Annotated in this window: 15 protein-coding genes; 5 read left to right on the top strand and 10 right to left on the bottom strand. The window is 33.6% G+C overall.

What is annotated here, in order from left to right:
- The first annotated feature begins 2 nt into the window (after positions 1-2).
- Positions 3-911, top strand: coding sequence for a phosphorothioated DNA-binding restriction endonuclease (locus tag DAY19_RS08445; protein WP_115361347.1), 909 nt, complete (start codon positions 3-5; stop codon positions 909-911).
- 11 nt (positions 912-922) lie between these two features.
- Here the strand turns inward: DAY19_RS08445 and DAY19_RS08450 are convergent, their stop codons facing one another.
- The 6 genes from DAY19_RS08450 to DAY19_RS08475 form a co-directional block, all read right to left on the bottom strand.
- Positions 923-1,753 (bottom strand): hypothetical protein, encoded by an 831-nt coding sequence (locus DAY19_RS08450; RefSeq protein WP_133296921.1) that lies wholly within the window; start codon positions 1,751-1,753, stop codon positions 923-925.
- A 30-nt stretch (positions 1,754-1,783) separates the two neighbouring features.
- Positions 1,784-3,451 carry a DUF2075 domain-containing protein gene (locus DAY19_RS08455; RefSeq protein WP_115361351.1) on the bottom strand — a complete coding sequence of 556 codons (1,668 nt, stop codon included), beginning with the start codon at positions 3,449-3,451 and terminating at the stop codon, positions 1,784-1,786.
- A complete protein-coding gene (locus tag DAY19_RS08460) occupies positions 3,452-3,811 on the bottom strand; it encodes a nucleotide pyrophosphohydrolase (RefSeq protein WP_115361353.1) in 360 nt (119 codons plus the stop codon). It lies immediately after the preceding gene.
- A gap of 158 nt (positions 3,812-3,969) precedes the next feature.
- Positions 3,970-5,454 carry a metallophosphoesterase family protein gene (locus tag DAY19_RS08465; RefSeq protein ID WP_115361355.1) on the bottom strand — a complete coding sequence of 495 codons (1,485 nt, stop codon included), beginning with the start codon at positions 5,452-5,454 and terminating at the stop codon, positions 3,970-3,972.
- Positions 5,441-6,355 carry a hypothetical protein gene (locus tag DAY19_RS08470; protein WP_115361358.1) on the bottom strand — a complete coding sequence of 305 codons (915 nt, stop codon included), beginning with the start codon at positions 6,353-6,355 and terminating at the stop codon, positions 5,441-5,443. Before DAY19_RS08470 ends, DAY19_RS08465 begins: the two co-directional genes overlap by 14 nt.
- A 93-nt stretch (positions 6,356-6,448) precedes the next feature.
- Positions 6,449-6,952 (bottom strand): hypothetical protein, encoded by a 504-nt coding sequence (locus DAY19_RS08475; protein ID WP_115361360.1) that lies wholly within the window; start codon positions 6,950-6,952, stop codon positions 6,449-6,451.
- A gap of 267 nt (positions 6,953-7,219) precedes the next feature.
- On the opposite strand from DAY19_RS08475, the gene DAY19_RS08480 reads away from it, so the two are divergent.
- Positions 7,220-8,329: a DNA cytosine methyltransferase gene (locus tag DAY19_RS08480; protein ID WP_115361362.1), complete on the top strand. Its 1,110-nt coding sequence runs from the start codon at positions 7,220-7,222 to the stop codon at positions 8,327-8,329.
- Between the two features lies 1 nt (position 8,330).
- On the opposite strand, the gene DAY19_RS08485 is transcribed toward DAY19_RS08480, so the two are convergent.
- Positions 8,331-9,422 carry a hypothetical protein gene (locus DAY19_RS08485; RefSeq protein WP_115361364.1) on the bottom strand — a complete coding sequence of 364 codons (1,092 nt, stop codon included), beginning with the start codon at positions 9,420-9,422 and terminating at the stop codon, positions 8,331-8,333.
- A 173-nt stretch (positions 9,423-9,595) separates the two neighbouring features.
- Here DAY19_RS08485 and DAY19_RS08490 point away from each other — a divergent pair, with 173 nt between their 5' ends.
- From DAY19_RS08490 to DAY19_RS08500, 3 genes are all read left to right on the top strand, one after another.
- Positions 9,596-9,931: a tyrosine-type recombinase/integrase gene (locus DAY19_RS08490; protein ID WP_115361366.1), complete on the top strand. Its 336-nt coding sequence runs from the start codon at positions 9,596-9,598 to the stop codon at positions 9,929-9,931.
- Between the two features lie 80 nt (positions 9,932-10,011).
- Entirely contained in the window at positions 10,012-11,055 is a 1,044-nt protein-coding gene (locus tag DAY19_RS08495) for a hypothetical protein (protein ID WP_115361368.1), read from the top strand.
- Between the two features lie 16 nt (positions 11,056-11,071).
- A complete protein-coding gene (locus tag DAY19_RS08500; RefSeq protein ID WP_115361370.1) occupies positions 11,072-11,905 on the top strand; it encodes a hypothetical protein in 834 nt (277 codons plus the stop codon).
- Positions 11,906-12,159: 254 nt separating this feature from the next.
- Here the strand turns inward: DAY19_RS08500 and DAY19_RS08505 are convergent, their stop codons facing one another.
- The 3 genes from DAY19_RS08505 to DAY19_RS08515 are packed head-to-tail and all read right to left on the bottom strand — an operon-like array spanning position 12,160 to position 16,746.
- Positions 12,160-12,723: a competence protein CoiA family protein gene (locus tag DAY19_RS08505; RefSeq protein WP_115361372.1), complete on the bottom strand. Its 564-nt coding sequence runs from the start codon at positions 12,721-12,723 to the stop codon at positions 12,160-12,162.
- A 26-nt stretch (positions 12,724-12,749) separates the two neighbouring features.
- A complete protein-coding gene (locus tag DAY19_RS08510) occupies positions 12,750-13,595 on the bottom strand; it encodes a cation transporter (RefSeq protein WP_115361374.1) in 846 nt (281 codons plus the stop codon).
- Positions 13,596-13,599: 4 nt separating this feature from the next.
- The gene (locus tag DAY19_RS08515; protein ID WP_115361376.1) at positions 13,600-16,746 is read right to left on the bottom strand and encodes an efflux RND transporter permease subunit; all 3,147 of its coding nucleotides are present in this window, start codon (positions 16,744-16,746) and stop codon (positions 13,600-13,602) included.
- Positions 16,747-16,762: the final 16 nt, after the last annotated feature.

The raw sequence follows: 16,762 nt of genomic DNA on the forward strand, positions 1-16,762 counted from the left end.
CTATGATGGAAGAATTTATCCAATGGTACGAAAATATTAATAAGGCACGTGCAAAAGACTATTATGCACCTCACAAGCCTATCACAATCTTGTATGCCCTTGTAAAAGCAGCAAGTGATGTCCGTTGGATTGAGTATAACAGTGACAACGAGAAGTTAAGGTCAATCATTAGAGAATTCACTAAATTCACCTCGTCACCAAAAGAGTTAGATCCTTTATGGAGACTTAAAAATGACTCTAAAGTTTACAAATTTTGGTCGTCAATTCCCGAAAAAGTAATATTAGGAGCGAGTGGTATTCCTTCTGTTACAACAGCAAGAGAAAACAATATGATGTTTGGCTTCAGTGATGAGGTCTACAACAAGCTAAAAGACAATAAAGCTCATATCCATGCCCTCATTCGCTATATAACAGAGGATAACTTCCCAGATAGCCTACATGAAACTCTTTGGGAATTACTTGGTGTCTTTGACCTAGAGGCTCAAGCTCCAACCCAAGAAACCATCACGACAACAGTGACAAAAGTAAAAAGAGATCCAAGGTTTCCAAAGCTTATCTTATCTCTTTACGGTAACCAATGTGCTTGTTGTGGATTAAAGATTAATTTCAAAAACAACACGGCGCTTTCAATGGAAGCAGCCCATATCAAATGGAAAGCTCGCGGCGGAGACTGCAACGAACATAACGGCCTCGCTCTATGCCCTACTCACCACTACACATTTGATCGTGGTATCTGGACACTTAATTCTGACTATAGAATTGAGCTTAGTAATTCAATTCTAATTGATCGCAAGAATGATACATTCTTTACTCCTTATATTGGTGAATCGATTGGAAGGTTTATTCTAAATGAAGAATTACTTCCAAGTGTTGGGAATATTGAGTGGCATAGGAAGAACATTTTAAAGTAATTTATCAATAACTACTTAATTTCATAGTTATTGATATGAAAGATATCAATATGATTTTCTTTTATATCTAAAACTCGTACATGATATAGCTTAACGATACGAAGCTTTTCTTTAGCAACATAAGGATCAATTGCAAAATTTAGCGATCGACTCTTAGTCATAATAGAAGGGTATATTATACACTCAACATTTGCAGAATTTCTCTTATCCTTCAGAAAGAAACGACTAATTGCAGAAGTTAATTTATACTTCTTTTTTGAATTTGTTTTTTCACTGAGCTTACTACTTATATATTTGTATAGAATTTTATTCTTCTTTTTTTCACTTTTACTTAAATGATCAAAAAAAGAATCCATTCTTCCTTGGTGCCCCCACATTCGATCAAATACTTTTCCAAAACCACCAAGTAGAACACTTTCGAAAAAGGCTTCATCAATATTCTCAAATTCTGCTATAACCCATTCACTCCCAACTTTTGCGCGACATTCTAAAAGGGTCGACAGTTTATAATTTGAACTATAGAAAACGCTATGATTTATAGTGTTGCATCTACCATAATCAAGCTGTAATTCAGGAGGCTTTGCCCAATAGCTATCAAGATCCTTTATATCAAAGCTACCATCTACTTCACGTGCCCTAAATATACCAAAAAGTGGATTATCTCTTTTTTCGACAACTGAAAGCTTTATTCTACACAAAACAATACCGTTAAAGATTTCTACAACCTTATCAAATATCTTAGAAAATTCCCCTTGATTTTCGACTATATTATCAAGCTCTTTAAGATGTCGTTTTATTTGTGGTTTGGATACATTTGAATAAATTTCTTTCAATCTTCTCATACTAACTATTTAATATAACTAAATATATTACTAAACAAATCGCTCAATATACTTTTTCAAACTCGGATTACAAACATAAATATAAGCCCCTCGAATCCCTCTAAACATAAGGGTCTTATAAATTTTAATAATGTAATCCTTCAACTCTTCCTGGTTCTCGATACTAACCTTCCCTTTAGCATCAAAGTACTTTGATTTATCGACTACGATAGAATTACTTTCTTCATCATAATCAATTTCTTCACCAAAGATAATTCCCGCGTAATTTAAGTCATAGCCCTGCACGGTATGAATGCATCCCATCTCAGACATAGCTGTCGTTGAATTAATCCAGTCTTTGGTCTCTCTATTCCAAGTAAGCTCAACACCATCAATTTTTGCATCGTAGTCAGGTTTATCATCATGCTTTGAAGTCCATTCCCAAGAGTAACCAGACATCATACGGCATAGACCATGTTTTTTTTCTTTTTCAGCTAACGCCTTTACCATCTCATTCATGTCTGAGAAGATCTTTATGTCGTAGGCGCTAGAGAGAAATGGTGCTTTCAGAGTGCAGTTTAGTAGATTTGTGACAAAATCAATATATCCATTTCCACCAATACATCTCATTTGAGACTGAAGTAGGACCTCTGTACTAGTTTTCGACTTCTTTAGCTTTGCAAAATCTTCATGTCTTACATCGGCAGGCTTTATCGATTGTTCAGTATCATAGAAGAGAACCTTCTTCTTACTACATTTATTAATCCAATCTAGCTGATGACCATTCTTACCAAGGCCGTGCTTTCGATTAAAGTCATCAAAGCTCTTATAATTTGTAATACCGACTCTTCTTTGTAACCTATGGGCCTCATCTACAATAAGTATGTCATAATCTTTCTTATCAACATCACTTGGGCCAATTACCATGGACTTCTTTAAACCATATATACCTGCAAAAACATTCTTAAGAGTTTGTCTTAAAGAAGACATTGGCACGACAAAGCCGACATTTAATCCATTTGGATATTTCGACTTCAACTCTACAATAAGAGACTTTAATTCTAAGTCGTCCCAATTATAATCGTCTTCTTCATATAAATGATAACAAGTCAGAAGCTTTACAAGTGTCACACCAACAATCGTCTTACCAGTACCTGCTGCCCCTTGGATAAAGACTGAATTTGTTTTTCCTAGAAGACTTTTTAGCACAAGCTTAATTGATTCAAATTGGCTAATAGTTAATGATTTATATGGGGAGAATTTAAAGAGATCGGTGTTTTCTACATCTAATAAACTCTTAGATATTTTCTCATCTAACTCTAATGTAGACCAAATTTTGCTAAAAAGATTTTGATACTTTGGTTGTTGATAATACTGATGGTTAACAATCCCAAGATTTCCATTTAACAGGCGATAATTTGCTCCGGGAGGAAGATACTGAATCAATAAAGACTCGATATCTAATGCGGCAGATTTATTAAAATACTCACTCGAAATTAAGTAAAAATGAGTAAGTTTATTTTTCTCTTTATTTTTTAAATGACTTTTAAGCCTCGACTTTATATTTGTAGACTCACCTACATAAGCAATTCGCTTCTTATCATCAAAAAGAATATAGATAACTGGATATAATTCTTTTGCATGATAATTTGAATCAATTAGCTCAATATCATCTTCTGTAAAACGATATGTTTCAGCTATAAAGTTAAAAGAAGACATCTAAAGCTCAGTATATTTCTTTGCATTCCCCTTCGCTTTTTCGACAGGGTACTTTTCTGAATTCTTTTGTATTTTTGCTTTGGCCACCGACTCAAGATCAATATTAAGCTTTCCAGCGATACGAACAAGATAAAGAAATATATCAGCAACTTCTTCTTCTACTTCTTTAAACTTCTTAGGATTATCGACAATCGAGTTTGATTGATCCTCGCTCATCCATTGAAAGATCTCAACAAGTTCTGAAGTCTCTACACTCAAGGCCATTGCGAGGTTTTTAATTGAATGAAACTGGTTCCAGTCCCTATCTATTGCAAATTGTTCTAATTCATTTGAAATTTCACTAATATCAATATTTTTCATAATAATAGAGTATCTCTTTTGTATATTTATGCACTGGGCAATGCAACACAATAACAGACGCTCAAAGTTTATATCTTCTACAACTAACCTTGGGAGACAAAGGCTTAATTGCTTGTTCCCATATTTTCATGATACTTTAAATTACAAATATCAAGAAATTAACTACAGTGACATTTTCCGAGTTCATCAACTTTAAATAATTTATATACACCATCAATTAGCCGTATTTGTAATAGATACAATTTATTATTTAACAGATGTATAATATTAAAACCAATATACTCACTTTCATGATAAACTTTACGCTCATCAGGGCAATAAATATCTAAAAAAAGGCTAGGTGATGCGATCACAGTACCGACCTTTTGATCACCAACTAAGTGTTTATAATCCTGCTTATGCTTATGGCCATGCAAAACAAAGTCAACATTTATAGCTCTCAATAATTTAGATGATTTGTAGGAGTTTACAACTCTCATTGCTAAGACTTCTTTCAAATACTTTGAATTTGATTCACAATCATCCAAATAATCATCAATATGATGATGAAGTAGAACGATATTAAAATCAAAATTTGCAGAAGTATTTTTTCTAATTTCAAACTCTTTATCTAACGGAAATATCCCCTGTGAGATAGCTTTCTTATGTCTAAAATTAGAATCTATACATAGAAAGTTAATCATTTTTTTCTTAAACTGTAATTGCTCCCATGAAATAGGATTTGTTTCCAAGTTTAAAAATATTTTGTTATCAAAAAAAGCTTTCAATGCATTTGTTGTACTTTTATTTCGCGAAATATTATTGAAAAGACTGTCAAAAAGTCTAAAAACAAAGCTTCTACCTACCCAATAATCATGATTACCTGGCACTTCTAAAACCTTTCCTTTCTCAGAAAGCCTATTTCTAAAATTAACATATTCAATAACTTCTTTTAAGTCGCCTGTTTTAGTTAAGTCTCCAGTAATGCAAAATATTTGTTCATCATTTTCAATGTATTTTAATAAGCTTAAGAACTCATTCTCTAAATATATAGAATGTCCAGGATTCACTATTTTTCCAAAAAGTTTAAAAAATACCTTTCTAGCAAATGGAACCTTTGAAAGAAAGATTTCCCATGACTGCTTAAAGCATTTTGATTTTAACAATCCAAAAAAACTTACAGTATTACCATAATGCAGATCAGAAAGGTGCCATATCAAACTATCGTTCTTGACCAACTTTAAAAAATCATCAATTGGATTTTCTAGACACTTTTCAAATATTGATGGGAAACGCTTTACTGTAGGCTTTAACTTCTTTTTGGTTCGTACTTTTTCTTGTACTTTTTTTTTTTTACTTTTATATAAAGCATAAGTTATATTTGAAGAATTACTTACAAAGACTTTATCACAATAACTACACGTTCTCTCTATATCATTGATTTCAAGATAAACGCTTTCACCATCTTCATTAATAGCTCCACATCTAGGACAATCTATGTAGTAATATTCATCATATATATTTAATGATTTTATATTATTATAAACAACTAATGCCTCATCTTTACATATTTCAAATTCATTAATAAGGGATATTAAGGATAAAGAATCCCTATCTTGCTCTTTTAAAAATTCAATTATTTTTTCAGTTTTATGCAAGCTCAATTATCACATCCTGTAAATACTTTAAAAGCCCCTCTGAAGGGTCTCCTTTTCTTAACCAAAAAGACCCTTTCTTAAGGCTAACATATATTGTGTATTGTTTTGAATTCCACGAAAAATCTACTCCATGACTCAATATATCATAACCATCTAAGTCATCATCATAAGAATCAACATTTCTTATATCAATATCTGCACGAGACATGTAGTCCTTTTGGACATACTCTTTTGTCCTAGAAGGATCCTTCCCTTTTACAGACCTCACCTTTCCATTAATTCCTTCTACAAATTCATTAAAATTATCCTCTGTAACTTCCAACAAGTCATATACAGGCGCTGGGCTATTTGTTAATGCCTCTTTAAAGTAATTTATATAATATTGTGTATTGTGAGCACTACGAATTTGTAATATTGAAGTTGATGAATCCCACACACAAAGATCATAACAAGGCTCATTAATTCTTTTTAACTTAAAGTTTTGCCTAATATAGGTATGCTTTCCTTTATTACCAAATAGAAAGTAGAGTACCCCTTTCTTACCATTAAAAACTTTCAATAAAGTAGGTTCTTTCTTCATTCTTAAAGGCTTGACTCCTTCAGCTTTTAAACTTACAAAATCATTTATATTTTTTGAAAACTTTTCACTCGATTTTCTTACTTTTTTCATTTCTGCATCACGACCAAATTTAACAAAATGATAGACAGAATTACGTGCAAATATTGCTCCATCAAAAGCAAGAAATAAGGTCTCTAAACTTTGATTTTGTAATATATCAACAATTTCTTCTTTTACTAATTTACTCGTATTAAAATCGCTACCTTTAATTTTTTTAATTACTTTACTTAATCTCGTTTTTGAATGATCGAGAAGAATAATTCCAATATGACCCAATTCTATTTCCATACTACACTCACCTCTTTCTAGTTAACACTTAATATTTCCTCTCGATTATTCTCCTAGACGTTACGTCAAAGTGAAAAAAACAAGATTCTGAATTTAAGCTATTTTTAAATTTAATACCTTTCTTTCTCGATACTCAGGATCAACTCTCTGGAGAGCACAGCGGAATACAATATCTGCAAGACTATCAATTGCAATAAACTCTTCGTACTGTGCCATGTTTTTACACTTCAACCTAAGTGCCGCCTTCAGTTCGTTACCACTCTTACCTGCAAGAATACTGAAAAAGCCTCTTTCCATGCATTCCATTCTTGTAAAGATCACAACGTTACCAAAAACTTGTGCTCTATAATAAATTTCAAATTGTTCAAATGTTGAATCTTGCGCTTTTACGCATAACATTTTTGTCGACTCTTTATTAAAGAATATTCCACCTGTAATATACTCTTCAATACTGACTTCAAGACCAGGAAACTGACTTTTATTAATTTCATCTTTTACAATTTCATAAAATCGATCTTGTATTCCTTCGTTATCATCAAAAACAACAGTCCATGTTTCATCTTCATACACAGATGTGAAATCAAACCTCTTGGCCATAATTACTTCCTCACTTTGATATATTTAACCTACAGGTCGGAACCAAAGCCTTAAGACTTAAGCAATTTCAATAACTTAAGTAACAACACAGTTTTATATTATAAGTAACTGTATTTATTCATTGATATTGTTTTCAGTAGTTTTTAATAACTAACTTTACAGAAAAGTATATTTTTAAATATCTGACTTTAAATATCTAAATGGATTGTCAAGGCCGGCATAACTTACAGTCTTGGCCAATTTTTCAATCAATGAGAAAATTAATTTATGAAAAAAGAATATACGTTTATTGATATTTTTAGTGGATGTGGTGGACTTTCTTATGGGCTAGAACAAGCTGGTATGAAGTGTCTACTTGGTATTGACCATAATTATGATGCTATTGAGACTTTTAAACTCAATCACAAATATGCTGAGACTTATTGTGGGGATGTAAGAGAGCTTGATAATAAGCAGGTTGATAAGCTTATTGATTATACAGAGGTTGACTTTGTAGTCGGTGGGCCACCCTGCCAAGGGTTCTCAACTGTAGGAAAGGGTAAGGCAGATGATCCTCGCAATTTTCTATTTTTAGAATTTGTGAGAATCGTGAAACATTTAAATCCTAAAGGGATTGTAATTGAGAATGTTACGGGCTTATTAGCGAATAAGAACAAAGATGTACTTGAAAAGATTTTTTCAATATTTGAAGAAATTGGATATAAACTTCAAGCAAGAGTTCTTTCATCTGATGAATATGGTGTACCAGAAAAAAGAAGAAGAACTATTATAATTGGACTTAAGGAAGAATATACTCACCTTTTCCCTATCGTAACACATGGAGAAAGAGGAAAGAAGCCCACTCGAACTGTAAAAGATGCTTTCAGTACTATTAAAGAGAATGCAACTTATAATGATCCAAAAACAGCACAAGTAAAAAATGACTTAGATCGAGAAAGGCTAAAACATATTCCGGAAGGTAGAGGAATTAGATACGAAAGAGACCAAATCGAACTACTTCCTAAAAACTTATATTATGATGTTGATTGGAATGAACTAAGAGAAGGAAGATTTAGACAAACAAAACTACAACGTTTATCTTTTAACTCACCTTCCTTTACAATTTTGACATCTAGAACAATGTACTTTCACCCTGTTGAAAATAGATATTTAACTGCTCGTGAAGCAGCGTCAATACAATCATTTCCTAGTAGCTTTGAATTCTTTGGTAGTACAACATCAGTATTTAAACAAATCGGAAATGCTGTTCCAGTATTGATGGCCAAAGCTATTGGAGAAGTTCTTATCGACTCCATAGAAGGTAAAGTTGTCGACATACAAACGGTTCAAGACTTTAAAAAGAATGCATTTCACTATAATAAAGAGGTTGCGGTTTAATCTAAGCCGCCCTCTTATTAATTCTATCTTGTCTCAAAGATAAATAGATAACATTATCAGGATTATCTTCCGTCCCTTCAATAACTTCAGTCTCTTGTTCTTCTCCTACAACATCTGAAAAATTTTGTTGTACTCTCTTGACTTCTTTTAAGACCTCTTCTCTTTGCTTCTCTTCTTCTATTGCTCCAGGTATCTTTGGATCCCAAGAAGTATACAAACCAAAGCCATTTGCCTTTATTGTTCTTGAATCAAAAAATGGCCTATATCTTAATTTTACTCTATAGAGATTATACTCTTTCCCTAACTCATCTGGTTTTATCTCTTTTGATAATTTACTAGCTTCATCTTCACTCATGTTTGGAGCAAAGAATCCCCCATCACAAACAAATACTTGCTTAATTTCAGATAGTCGTCCATTCGGATAATCATTTACGATTAAATAATATACATTAAAATTAATCATTACCTCTACTGTGCACGACTTTAGCTTGAATCCATTTACTTTAAATCTACCTGAAGCTTTAAAGTTATGTATCAACTTTAATTTCAAGCTGTTTGTTTTTGTTTTACTAGGACACGTTGAATTAAAAGACGCTACATTTATAGAAGTTTCATACTTACTCTCTGATGCTTTATATTCAACACCGTAAAAGTCATTCTGATTAATTAGTTCATTTAGAAAAATTTTTATAGAGTTGTGTTTATCTTTTATTTTTTTGGAATATTTTGAATAAATTGGAAGGCTTACATTTTTTAAGATTCCTGCGTCTAATTCAATGTATCGAACCTGCTTATTTGCACCTTCTACCTGTAATGCAACTAGCTGATTTGTTTTGACTAGCTCCCAGTTAACTTCTTCCTCATGCTTATAATCAAATTCACCAAAAATACCAGAATCTGGGCATTCTCCACTTTTAAGTAGTATTTGCTGGCAACCAAGTTGCTCCCTTATACTCTTTGCAACATTTTTAAAATACTGCTCATTTTCACTTGAATTTCCACTTCTAAGTTTTGCAAAGTTAGAAGCACCATTTAAATAAAAGTCCTCAGCAGTTTTCTCCAGTGCGAGTTCAAATTGAAATTTTGTCCACATAACAACACTCCTAAAAATTTTTAGAAGTTATATTTTAACGAATAATAAGTATTTATATTAAAAACTAAATATTATTATTTAGCAGTACTTCTTTAAGTTTAAAGAATTCAATTATCTGAAGCATTAATTTATATAATTTATAAAGATCCAAAGTTTTTACCATTGGCAATTTTATGTGTATTCTGCCCATATTCCTAGCCATACTCGAAAATCGTCTTAAATCACAAATGAGAGCTCAATTTATTTTCTCAAAAGAAGATCGAACTCCAGTTCACTACGATCATATCACTCAGAGAAACTTTAAGCCCTCACAAATCAATTCAGGCGTGTCTAAGATCATTCGACTCCACGATTTACGACATACTTTTGCAAGTCATTTTGTCATGAATGGCGGTAACATCTACGTGCTACAACAGCTCTTAGGTCACAACGAAATTCAGACAACAATGACATACGCTCACTTGGACAAAAAGTTCATGCAACGAGCGTGTGAGTTTATTTCATTTTAATCATTGCCAGCTACTAATTTTATTTAAGTAGCTGGCTTGTTTTGTCGATTAGTACTTATAAAAATTATCAGTTGGAAAATATGGCAAAAAATAATGAAGTAACAAGCAACAGCTCAATACTTAAAGAGATCAAAGAATTACAAAAGTCTATTGATATTAACACGAAAAAAATAGAACAAAAATCAAATGACAAAGAGCATTTTTACAAATCTTTATCAAGTTTTGATCAAGAACTTCTTTTAAGAGCAGAGTCAAGAATCGCATCACAAACGACTTTTATAACGATACTTCTAGCTGTCTTAGGATTCATGACTATCTTTTTTAGCATTAAACAGTTTTTTTCGGCAAAAGAGATTAAAGAATTGAAGGATGAAATTGAATCACATATTCAGAAGAAAATTTTCGAATTAATTAATCAGCAAAAGAAAATTGATATGATTGATTTACTTACAAATTACCTAAGTGCAAAAAGTTACCGAAATGACTATGGTGCAACCTCACTAAAATTAATCTTACACAATAAGTGTGACCCAACATGCTTTAATATGTTAAATGAGCATATCGATAGACTCTTCGCCAGCTCCTCAGAAGAAAACAAAAGATCTTTAACACAGCTAATTGAATGTCTTTCAAATATAAAAAATGATGAAAACATTGATCAAATATTACTATCATTTGTAAATAAGATCTCTTATTTTCATAATCAATACTCACCAGATCCATATCATAGTTTACTTATATACTTTTCAGACAATGTATCTAAATACGAAGATCAGATTATAAAACTATTAGATTTTGAATTAAAATCCTATGAGTCAGATGCTTTTCATCAAGGTGCATATCATTTATCAAACAAAGTTCTTACAGAGAAAATTATAAATAAAATAATTGAACTAATTGCAGCCTTTCCACACCTAATAGAGAGCTTCCAGAACAGTCCTGACATTATTGATTCTTTCCTAGACTCTAGCTATGAAGAAGTTGTAGACCTTGATGGAATCATAAATAATGACAATGAAAAACTAAAGCGTAACTCTAATGCAACAAGAGTATCTGCATTTAATAATAGAGAATCTTACTTATATAAAAAGGCTCAGGAGCTAAAGGAGAAAAAAAGAGTGTAATCTCTTTATAATCATTATGGATAGCACTAATAATAATCACTTTGTTTGCTTCATTGACATCCTTGGTTTCGAAAACTTAATCAATAACGATAATAAGGATAAATTAAAGAAATATACTGAAATTTTTTCAAATCTAAGACAATATTGGAACTCCGAAACAAATGAGAAAAGTACATTAAATTTACAGTTTTTTGGATTTAGCGATTCATTAGTTATATCAGTTAAGGCTAACAGTGACCCATCTAAGAACATAAGCATTTTCAAGAACTTTTGTTCAGCGATATCCCAATTTCAACTTGATCTTGCAATACACGATATATGGCTACGTGGTGGTATTTCTTATGGAGACTTCGACATCATTCCAGTTAATTCCAACAATGAACAAGACGGTATTATTGCTTTTGGTCGTTCCCTAATAAAGGCTTACAAGCAAGAGCTGAAGTTTGCGAAATTCCCGCGAATAATTATAGATGGTACTGTCCTAAAGCCTTGCGGAGAAGTAGATAGAACGACCTTCATTGATAATGTCAATCGAGGTGGACATAACGGAACATTAAATAACGTAATATTTAAATGGAAAACATCATCGTTTTTCACAGAAGAATCACACAGAATCGCAAGTGATGTGTATTTATTCATTGATTACATGAGTTCAATTGATACAAAATCAACCCAAGAAATAGACAAGGTTATTGAGAACCTACAAAACAATCTCAAAGTTCCAGATTTTTTTGATAAATATCAATGGGTAATAAATTATTTTATAACAACATTATCCATTAAAAGGTCATCAGGTCGACTTGATGTTCAAAGGGCCAACGAGTTAATTAAAAGGTTAATAAGCATTTAACTCTGCCACAATTTTGCCACAATCGGGCAAAACCACCAGAAAAAAGTCTTTAACTTCAATGAGTTACTAGGTTCTGGTGGAGGTGCCGACAGACTTGCAAAGCTTTGTTTTCATTAAGGTCACAAAGCGAAGTGTAGCCAAAATAGCCACGACGGCCCATACTTTCGATAAACGTTATCACTACTCTTTTGTGTAACGTTTGGGTGTGTTCATTTTAATACTAATCATAAGTGTAGGCAAGTCACTGATCGCAATTAAAGACGTCTTGATCTTCTTAGAACATGATTGGGGAGAAATCTTCTTCTAGAATTTATTACTACTTGCTGTCTTCTTCTATTAGCTTCTATTCGGTTAAATAACTGTTTGTAACTTTGAATAAAATTTCTTAGAAAGCTATTAAATTCATCTCTCGTTTTTCCTAAATTAAAATCTATAAAGTTTTGTCTACTGAACGGGACAATGTAAGACCACCCCCCTTCTTTAAATGGCAATAACCACCAATTTCTTTGCTCTTCTCCAAAGTCAAAGAACACGGGAACCTTACTACTACTCCATTCATTAAGAATCCTGCTTTCCTCGGTATATATTTTCATCAGCATTGGATTAGGAGTAATCTGTACACCATCTTTTAGAGCATTAAAAAATTGCTCCTTATCTCTTTTCCTACGGAGGCCATCAACGACCCATACCAACTTTGGGTAAAAATTATCTCTTGATAACCTTTCTTCGCTTGTAATGAATGAGTGTTGAAACTCTATTACTGAACCATGTACTGTTTTAACATCTGCGATATGCTTTTCACCATCATCAGCATTCATTAGAAAGTTTTATAAAAAATGACTAATTAATCACAGTTACTTGAACAACATGATTCTTTTATAGGCTCTGCTTTCTTAATTTTTGATAGCTTAATTATGCTAATGCCACCTTTGATTACAACAAGAGAGACAATTCCTCCAATAACAAGGTCAGGAACATTACTCTTAAGAAAATATACCAAAACGCCGGAAAAAATCACTCCGGTATTAACGATTACATCATTAGCAGAAAATATCCAGCTGGCCTTCATGTGAACTTCTCCGTCTTTATGCTTATGAATCAAAATAAGACACCAAAGGTTAGCGATAAGTGCAATTACTGAAACCACGATCATATAATTAGACAGTGGCTCACTTCCAAAATAGAATTTTCTACCAACCTCGACCAAGCAAAGCAGGCCAAGAGAGATTTGCATAATTCCGCTAAAATATGCCGCCTTATGCTTCATTGCAATTGACTTTCCAACGGCACAAAGACTTAAACCATACACAAATGAATCAGCCAGCATATCTAGCCCATCAGCAAGAAGCCCAGTAGACTCAGCATAAAACCCTAAAATGATCTCAACAACAAACATCGTAAAATTTATACCGAGTAAGTATTTTAGCGTTTTCGCTTCTACACTAGGAGCGATATCTGGAATATCATGATCTAAAACCTCTTGAGAGCTTATTAAATCACCGGGAAGAGAAATAGCCTTTAAAGAGTCCAGTATCTGGTCTTTATCTACACTATGATAAAACTGCACAGTCCTAGACTCTAAATCAAACACCATCTTCACGCTTGGGTCTAAGTTTTCCATCAATCCTTCGATCATTTTTATTTCCGAAGGGCAGTCCATCTTGTCTACTTTTACTTTTGTTTTCTTCATGTATTCACACTTGTTTCATCTTTTCTTCTGGAAGCTTCATAAACTTTTCAAATATTAAATATAAAACAGGCAAAACTACCAAGGTAAGTATTGTCGATGAAAATAACCCTCCAATAACAACTGAAGCTAATGGTCTTTGGACCTCGGCTCCAACACTCGTAGAAAGCATCATTGGGACAAAGCCAAACATTGCAACCATTGCGGTCATTAATACTGGACGAATTCTTAAAACAGTTCCTCGCTTAACTAAATCTATACCTCTTTGGCCTGTTTTTCTTAAGTCATTAAAGCAATTCATTAGGACTACACCATTCAAGACTGAGATTCCAGATAACGCAATAAAGCCAACTCCAGCTGAAATACTAAACGGAAGATTGTTAATATTTAAAGCGAGAACACCTCCGACTAGGGCAAAGGGGACTCCCATAAATACAAGAATTGTCTGTGCTACACTTCCAAAAGCCATATAAATCATTGCTAATACAAGTAGTAATGCTAGGGGCGCAAAAATGGCCAAGCGATTTCTTGCTTGAATAAGGTTCTTGAAGTTTCCTCCCCACTCTAAATAACTACCCGGCGGAAGTTTTACTTCTTTTTCAACTTTTTCTTGAGCTGCACGGACAAATGTTTCAGTATCAACTCCTCTTGGGTTTATTAGTACTGCGACTCTACGTTTAGTTTGTTCTCGGTTAATAAGTCCATATCCTTCATCAAACTCAACTTCCGCAGCCTGACTTAATGGTACAAGATTTCTTTCTCCAAGCTCCACAGGCAATGAACGAATGACATTCAAATCTGACCTGTTTTTTTCGTCAAGACGAACTAAAACGGGAAACTTCTGAACACCTTCATAGATGTGCCCAACTTCTTCTCCACCCATTGCTATACTTATGGCCTCAAGAATTTCTCCTTTTGGAACTCCAAGTGATGCTAAAATTTCTTGTTTCGGAGTAACAGTAAGGATTGGTGATGTACCTTGAAGCTCAGTCTCTGCATCACCAGCACCGGGAACGGTACGAATAACACTAGCAATTTGTTCAGATGTTTCAACTAAAGATTCAAAGTCATCTCCAAACACTTTTACAGAAACATCAGCTCTTGTACCTTCTAAAAGCTCATTAAAGCGCATTTGGATAGGTTGACTTACAAGTACTCGCTGTCCAGGAATTTCTTCTTCAAGACGCTTAACAATATCTTTAGTCAGCTCACTCCATGTTTCAGGTTGACCTTCTCCCTTTGGCCATTCTTCTCTTTCCTTAAACGTAATGAATGTGTCAGCTAAGTTGACCCCCATCGGATCAGTAGCAACTTCAGCAGTTCCTATGCGGCTAAAAACACTCTTTACTTGTGGGAATTTATTTATAATAGATTCTGATTTTTCTTGAAACTTTATGGCCTGATCGAGAGAAATATTTACAGGACGAACAAATTGAATAGTTCTCGATGCTTCATCCATTTGAGGTAAAAATTCTCCTCCTAGTCGACTAAAAAGTAAAACTCCTAAGAATATCGCTAGAGCACCTACTGTAACAGTTATCGACTTAAATCTCATCGCAAAATTAAGGAGAGGCTTATAGAAACGTTCTACTTGTTGCATGAGCCAAGGGTCTTTTTCAACTACATTTCCGCTCATAAAAGTACTGGCAAGAGCTGGCACGGTTGAAAAGGAAAGTGCCAATGCGCAGAAAACTGCTAATGCAAATGTTGCCGCCATTGGTTGAAACATTTTTCCTTCGATACCAGTCAATGCAAGTACTGGTAGGAAAACTACGATTATTATAAGCTCACCAAACCCAGAAGCGGTACGAATTTCAACAGTTGCTTCATAAATTGTTCGTTGTATTTCTTCTCTTGATAAACGCCTTCCTAATTCTTTTCCTGCATCATGAAGCTTTCGCACACAGTGATCTAGTACAATTACAGCACCGTCAACAATTATCCCAAAATCAAGAGCACCTAGACTCAATAGGTTTCCAGAAATATTAAATAGCTTCATTAAAATGAATGTTAAAAGAAGAGAAAGTGGAATAACGACGGCCGTGATAACGGCGGCTCGAACATTTCCAAGTAAAAATAACAATATAAGGATTACTAGTCCTGCACCAGTTAAGAGATTATGTTCAATCGTACCGAGAGTTTTATTAACAAGGTCTGATCTATCGTACAAGACCTCCAATTTGATTCCACTGGGAAGAGTTTTTTCAATCTCTTTTACTCGTTCAGCAACTCGCTGACTAACATCACGACTATTTTCCCCAAGAAGCATCATTGCCGTTCCAATTACTGCTTCTTTTCCACGAACGAGCGCAGCTCCTGTTCGCAATTCTGATGATATTTTTACTTGTGCAACATCTTTAACTAGTAATGTTGTTACTGAGTTTAATGGTTGAAGGGGGGTATTTTTTATATCATCAAGGTCAGATAGTAGACCTTGTCCTTTTACAACAAATTGCTCTCCAGATTGTTGTACATATCCACCACCAACATTCATATTAGTCTTTTTCAGGGCATCAACTATGCTTGAAAAACTAACTCCAAAACGTAAAAGCTTATTTGGGTCAGGGATAACATGAAATTGCTTTTCATAACCCCCGATAGTGTTTACTTCAGCAATTCCCGGTATAGTAAGAAGTCTTGGTTTAACAAGCCACTCTTGCGCAGACCTTAGTTCCATTAGTTTTTCAAAACGTTCTTCTTTTGAGTCATCACTTTCTTCGTACTTAAGTGCATAAAAAAAGATTTCTCCTAAACCAGATGAAATTGGGCCTAGGTTTGGCTCTACTCCTTCCGGCAAGTCAGATGAGATTGACTGAAGGCGTTCAGATACTAATTGTCTAGCTCTGTAAATATCATATCCATCTTCAAAAACTACGGTTACAACCGATAGACCAAAACGGCTGATTGACCGTACTTGTTTTACTCCTGAAATTCCTCCCATTGAATTTTCTATTGGAAACGTTATTGATCGCTCAGCTTCTTCTGCTGAAAGTCCTCCAGCTTGAGCAAAAACTTGTACTTGAGTATTCGTTATGTCTGGAACAGCATCAATAGGAAGTTGAGTAAAACTAAACCATCCAGCTAAAGCTAACAGGAATGTAACAAAGAGTACTACTCCTCGGTGATAAACGGAAAAATATATTAATGTTTTCATATTAAGTTACCTAATT

The sequence above is a fragment of the Halobacteriovorax vibrionivorans genome, from assembly GCF_003346865.1.
GTDB lineage: Bacteria > Bdellovibrionota > Bacteriovoracia > Bacteriovoracales > Bacteriovoracaceae > Halobacteriovorax_A > Halobacteriovorax_A vibrionivorans.

What these genes read in the sequence shown, in the direction of transcription:
- DAY19_RS08445 (WP_115361347.1), top strand. Translation starts at nt 3, where the DNA reads ATGATGGAAGAATTTATCCAATGGTACGAAAATATTAATAAGGCACGT.
- DAY19_RS08450 (WP_133296921.1), bottom strand. Translation starts at nt 1,753, where the DNA reads ATGAGAAGATTGAAAGAAATTTATTCAAATGTATCCAAACCACAAATA.
- DAY19_RS08455 (WP_115361351.1), bottom strand. Translation starts at nt 3,451, where the DNA reads ATGTCTTCTTTTAACTTTATAGCTGAAACATATCGTTTTACAGAAGAT.
- DAY19_RS08460 (WP_115361353.1), bottom strand. Translation starts at nt 3,811, where the DNA reads ATGAAAAATATTGATATTAGTGAAATTTCAAATGAATTAGAACAATTT.
- DAY19_RS08470 (WP_115361358.1), bottom strand. Translation starts at nt 6,355, where the DNA reads ATGGAAATAGAATTGGGTCATATTGGAATTATTCTTCTCGATCATTCA.
- DAY19_RS08475 (WP_115361360.1), bottom strand. Translation starts at nt 6,952, where the DNA reads ATGGCCAAGAGGTTTGATTTCACATCTGTGTATGAAGATGAAACATGG.
- DAY19_RS08480 (WP_115361362.1), top strand. Translation starts at nt 7,220, where the DNA reads ATGAAAAAAGAATATACGTTTATTGATATTTTTAGTGGATGTGGTGGA.
- DAY19_RS08485 (WP_115361364.1), bottom strand. Translation starts at nt 9,422, where the DNA reads ATGTGGACAAAATTTCAATTTGAACTCGCACTGGAGAAAACTGCTGAG.
- DAY19_RS08490 (WP_115361366.1), top strand. Translation starts at nt 9,596, where the DNA reads ATGTGTATTCTGCCCATATTCCTAGCCATACTCGAAAATCGTCTTAAA.
- DAY19_RS08495 (WP_115361368.1), top strand. Translation starts at nt 10,012, where the DNA reads ATGGCAAAAAATAATGAAGTAACAAGCAACAGCTCAATACTTAAAGAG.
- DAY19_RS08500 (WP_115361370.1), top strand. Translation starts at nt 11,072, where the DNA reads ATGGATAGCACTAATAATAATCACTTTGTTTGCTTCATTGACATCCTT.
- DAY19_RS08505 (WP_115361372.1), bottom strand. Translation starts at nt 12,723, where the DNA reads ATGAATGCTGATGATGGTGAAAAGCATATCGCAGATGTTAAAACAGTA.
- DAY19_RS08510 (WP_115361374.1), bottom strand. Translation starts at nt 13,595, where the DNA reads ATGAAGAAAACAAAAGTAAAAGTAGACAAGATGGACTGCCCTTCGGAA.
- DAY19_RS08515 (WP_115361376.1), bottom strand. Translation starts at nt 16,746, where the DNA reads ATGAAAACATTAATATATTTTTCCGTTTATCACCGAGGAGTAGTACTC.